4 protein-coding genes and 1 pseudogene are annotated in these 4,519 nt (G+C 72.5%); 2 read left to right on the forward strand and 3 right to left on the reverse strand.

Annotated elements, in window-relative coordinates; all coding sequences use genetic code 11:
• From H5J33_RS24725 to H5J33_RS24735, 3 genes are all read right to left on the reverse strand, one after another.
• The coding region (locus tag H5J33_RS24725; protein WP_399552916.1) for an MFS transporter at positions 1-825 on the reverse strand (825 nt) is incomplete at its 3' end.
• A 149-nt stretch (positions 826-974) separates the two neighbouring features.
• A complete protein-coding gene (gene meaB, locus H5J33_RS24730; RefSeq protein WP_181797082.1) occupies positions 975-1,931 on the reverse strand; it encodes a methylmalonyl Co-A mutase-associated GTPase MeaB in 957 nt (318 codons plus the stop codon).
• A 50-nt stretch (positions 1,932-1,981) separates the two neighbouring features.
• The gene (locus H5J33_RS24735) at positions 1,982-3,181 is read right to left on the reverse strand and encodes an acetyl-CoA C-acetyltransferase (protein WP_181797083.1); all 1,200 of its coding nucleotides are present in this window, start codon (positions 3,179-3,181) and stop codon (positions 1,982-1,984) included.
• A 149-nt stretch (positions 3,182-3,330) separates the two neighbouring features.
• On the opposite strand from H5J33_RS24735, the gene mce reads away from it, so the two are divergent.
• Together mce and H5J33_RS24745 are read left to right on the forward strand one after the other, a co-directional pair.
• Positions 3,331-3,771 carry a methylmalonyl-CoA epimerase gene (mce, locus tag H5J33_RS24740; RefSeq protein WP_181797084.1) on the forward strand — a complete coding sequence of 147 codons (441 nt, stop codon included), beginning with the start codon at positions 3,331-3,333 and terminating at the stop codon, positions 3,769-3,771.
• A 229-nt stretch (positions 3,772-4,000) separates the two neighbouring features.
• A pseudogene (locus tag H5J33_RS24745) lies at positions 4,001-4,519 on the forward strand (hypothetical protein); the annotation flags it as partial.

Raw genomic sequence — 4,519 nt, forward strand, 5'->3', positions numbered from 1 at the left:
GAGCACGCTCTGGATGCCGGCCGCGGACAGCGAGCGGTCGAAGAAGTCGGAGCCCAGGATCCAGGGGACCAGCGCGGTGTCGTAGGAGCGGGTCTCGGCGAAGGCCAGCACCAGCAGTTCCACGGCGCTGATGGCCAGCCCGAGGCCCAGTGCGACCACGACCGCCGGCAGCAGCCCGCGCACCGGGACGGACCGTCGCCGACGGGCGGCGGGTCGCGGACCGGGCAGGGCCGGGGAGGTGACGAAGGCGCAGGTGCCGACCACGTTCAGGGCCGCGCTCAACAGGAGCGCGGCGGCTGCCGGGGCGACGCCCAGCAGCGCGCCGACCAGCGCAGGCCCGGAGACGTACAGCAGCTCTTCGGCGACGGCGTCGAGGCTGTAGGCGCGCCGTGCCATGCCCTCGTCCGGCATCAGCGCGGACCACAGGGCGCGCATGGCCGGGCCCAGCGGCGGCGCGCAGCAGCCCGCGAGCGCGGCCGTGCCGGCGACGGCCGCCGCGGGTGCGCCCGGTCGCCAGGTGAGCGCGGCGAGGAGGGCCAGCACGGCGCCGTACAGCAGCGACATGGGCAGCAGGACCCGGCGCGGCCCGTGGCGGTCGACGAGGGCGGCGCGCAGCGGCATCAGCAGGACGGAGGTGGCGCCGAACAGGGACAGTACGACGCCGGAGACGGCCCAGGAGCCGGTGGCGGCGGTGACGGACAGCGGCACCGCGAGGCCGACCGTGGCGTAGGACAGACGGCCCGTCAGGGCGGCGGTGAAGGCGCGGCGGGCCTGGGGCACGCGCAGGACGGCGGCGTACGAGGGCCGCGGCAGGGGCGTGGACACGCGGGAGTTCCTCTGGAGAGGCGGAAGAAGGGGACACCTGAGGGCGCGGTGGCCGTCTGTGCGGCCCCGCTGCCGGGTGTGGCCCTACGCCATGAGGAGGAACAGCATGCCGGTCACGTTAGCAGGGTGATCACCGGACCGGCCAGGGTTCAGCCCCGGGTCAGTCCCGCGACCAGTTCGTCCGCCGCGCGGTAGGGGTCCAGCTCGCCGGCGACGATGCGTTCGGCGAGGGCGCCGAGCCGGCGGTCGCCGTGCAGGTCGCCGATGCGTTCGCGCAGTGCGGTGACGGCGATGGTCTCCACCTCGCGGGCCGCGCGGGCCGTGCGGCGCTCGGCGAGGACGCCCCGCTCCTCCATCCAGACCCGGTGCTTCTCCAGGGCCTCCACCACCTCGTCGATGCCCTCGGCGCGGGCCGCGACCGTCTTGACGATGGGCGGGCGCCAGTCGCCGGGACCGCGGGCCTCGCCCAGCCCCAGCATGTGGTTCAGCTCGCGGGCGGTGGCGTCGGCGCCGTCCCGGTCGGCCTTGTTGACCACGTACACGTCGCCGATCTCGAGGATCCCGGCCTTGGCCGCCTGGATGCCGTCGCCCATGCCCGGGGCGAGCAGCACCACGCTGGTGTCGGCCTGGGAGGCGATCTCGACCTCCGACTGGCCGACGCCGACCGTCTCGACGAGGATCACGTCGCAGCCCGCCGCGTCCAGCACCCGGATGGCCTGCGGGGCGGCCCAGGCGAGCCCGCCGAGGTGGCCGCGGGTGGCCATCGAGCGGATGTAGACACCGGGGTCGGAGGCGTGGTCGGCCATCCGGACCCGGTCGCCGAGCAGGGCGCCGCCGGAGAACGGGGAGGACGGGTCGACGGCCAGGACGCCGACCCTCCTGCCCTGCTTGCGGTAGGCGGTGACCAGCGCGGAGGTTGAGGTCGACTTGCCGACGCCGGGCGAGCCGGTCAGGCCCACCACATAGGCGTTGCCGGTCAGCGGCGCCAGTGCCGCCATGACCTCCCTCAGCTGCGGTGACGCCCCCTCCACCAGGGAGATCAGCCGGGCCACGGCCCGCGGCCGGCCTTCCCTGGCCTGGGCCACCAGAGAGGAGACGTCCTGCATCACAGCTCCGTTCACTTCACCGGCGTACCGGAATCGTCACCTACGGGGTCTCAGGCCTTGGGCACGCGCACGATCAGCGCGTCGCCCTGGCCGCCGCCGCCGCACAGCGCGGCGGCGCCGATTCCGCCGCCCCGGCGCTTGAGCTCCAGCGCCAGGTGCAGCACGAGGCGGGCGCCGGACATGCCGATCGGGTGGCCGAGCGCGATGGCGCCGCCGTTGACGTTCACCTTTTCCGTGGACACGCCGAGGTCCTTCATTGACTGCACGGTGACCGCGGCGAACGCCTCGTTGATCTCGATGAGGTCCAGGTCGGAGACGTCCAGGCCCTCCTTGCCCAGCGCGTGCCGGATGGCGTTGGACGGCTGCGACTGCAGGGAGTTGTCGGGGCCGGCCACATTGCCGTGCGCGCCGATCTCGGCGAGCCAGTCGAGGCCGAGCTCCTGGGCCTTGGCCTTGCTCATCACGACCACGGCGGCGGCGCCGTCGGAGATCTGCGAGGAGGAGCCGGCGGTGATCGTGCCGTCCTTGGTGAAGGCCGGGCGCAGCTTGGCCAGGGACTCCGCGGTGGTGTCGGCGCGGATGCCCTCGTCCTTGCTGAACAGCACCGGGTCGCCCTTGCGCTGCGGGATCTCCACCGGGGTGATCTCGGCCTCGAACAGGCCGTTCTTCTGGGCGGCGGCGGCCCGCTGGTGGGACAGGGCGGCGATCTCGTCCTGCTCGGGGCGCTTGATGCCGAGGCGGGTGTTGTGCTTCTCGGTGGACTCGCCCATCGGGATGTTCTCCCACGGGTCGGTCAGGCCGTCGTAGGCCATCGCGTCGAGCATCTCGAGCGCGCCGTACTTGTAGCCCTCGCGGGAGCCCGGCAGCAGGTGCGGGGCGTTGGTCATGGACTCCTGGCCACCCGCCACGACGATGTCGAACTCGCCGGCGCGGATCAGCTGGTCGGCGAGGGCGATGGCGTCTAGGCCGGAGAGGCACACCTTGTTGACGGTGAGCGCGGGGACGTTCATCGGGATGCCGGCCTTGACGGCGGCCTGGCGGGCCGGGATCTGGCCCGCGCCGGCCTGGAGCACCTGGCCCATGATCACGTACTGCACCTGGTCGCCGCCGATCCCCGCGCGGTCGAGGGCGGCCTTGATCGCGAAGCCGCCGAGGTCGGCTCCGGAGAAGGACTTCAGGGAGCCCAGCAGCCGCCCCATGGGCGTCCGGGCGCCCGCGACGATCACCGAGCTGGTCGTTCCAGAAGACATGAGGTGCGATCCCCTTCCAGCTGCGCGCAGCCGAGGAGTGAACGAGGGTTTACTTCGAATGTACTGAGCGGTTGGACACGCCGTCATCGGCCTGTCGGTGTGATCGCGCGCACGTTGCGTAACCACCCCGGGAGCGCTGCACTGAATCCATGCTGACGCGAATCGACCACATCGGGATCGCCTGCCACGACCTCGACGCGACCGTCGAGTTCTACCGGGCCACGTACGGCTTCGAGGTGTTCCACACCGAGGTCAACGAGGAGCAGGGCGTGCGCGAGGCCATGCTCCGGATCAACGGCACCTCCGACGGCGGTGCCTCCTACCTCCAGTTGCTGGAGCCGGTCCGCGAGGACTCCACGGTCGCCAAGTGGCTCGCGAAGAACGGGGAGGGCGTCCACCACATCGCCTTCGGCACCGCGGACGTGGACGCCGACTCCGAGGAGATCCGGGGCAAGGGCGTGCGCGTGCTCTACGACGAGCCCCGGCGCGGCTCCATGGGCTCGCGGATCACCTTCCTGCACCCCAAGGACTGCCATGGCGTCCTCACAGAACTGGTCACTTCGGCCCCTGTTGAGTCGCCCGAGCACTGACCCCCGTACATAAGGGCCGGTAGGGTTGGGGGCGGTCGTCCCGTCAACCGGGGCGACCGGGTCCTGCCGTTGCCGGCGGGACCGAGCCGGGGTCCGGGTTTCGGGGGACGAGCGTCGGGGCAGCAGCCCGTGCTCCGCCCTCTGTCCGACACCCTTCCCCGGGGGCCCCGTCCGGCGGATGGACGGAGCTCGTTGGAGAAGCTGACCAGGGGACGGATGGGACCGCGCAGTGCGGGGCTACGAGAGCCAGGAGCGAGAGCCGGCGGCTGACGTCGACCACCTCTCTCGGTTCGAGGCCGAGATGAAGCGGCTGAGGACCGAGCGGGAGAAGGCGATCCAGCACGCCGAGGACCTCGGCTACCAGGTCGAGGTGCTGCGCGCCAAGCTGCACGAGGCGCGCCGCACCCTCATGACCCGGCCCGCCTACGACGGCGGTGACATCGGTTACCAGGCCGAACAGTTGCTCCGCAACGCCCAGATGCAGGCCGAGCAGCTGCGCCAGGACGCCGAGCGGGAGCTGAGCCAGGCCCGCGCGCAGACCCAGCGCATCCTCCAGGAGCACGCCGAGCAGGCCGCCCGGCTCCAGGCGGAGCTGCACCAGGAGGCGGTGACCCGGCGCCAGCAGCTCGACCAGGAGCTGGCCGAGCGCCGCGCCACCGTCGAGTCGCACGTCAACGAGAACGTGGCGTGGGCGGAGCAGTTGCGCGCCCGCACCGAACAGCAGGCCCGCCGGCTGCTGGAGGAGTCC

It is taken from the genome of Streptomyces sp. WELS2, assembly GCF_013870595.1.
GTDB lineage: Bacteria > Actinomycetota > Actinomycetes > Streptomycetales > Streptomycetaceae > Streptomyces.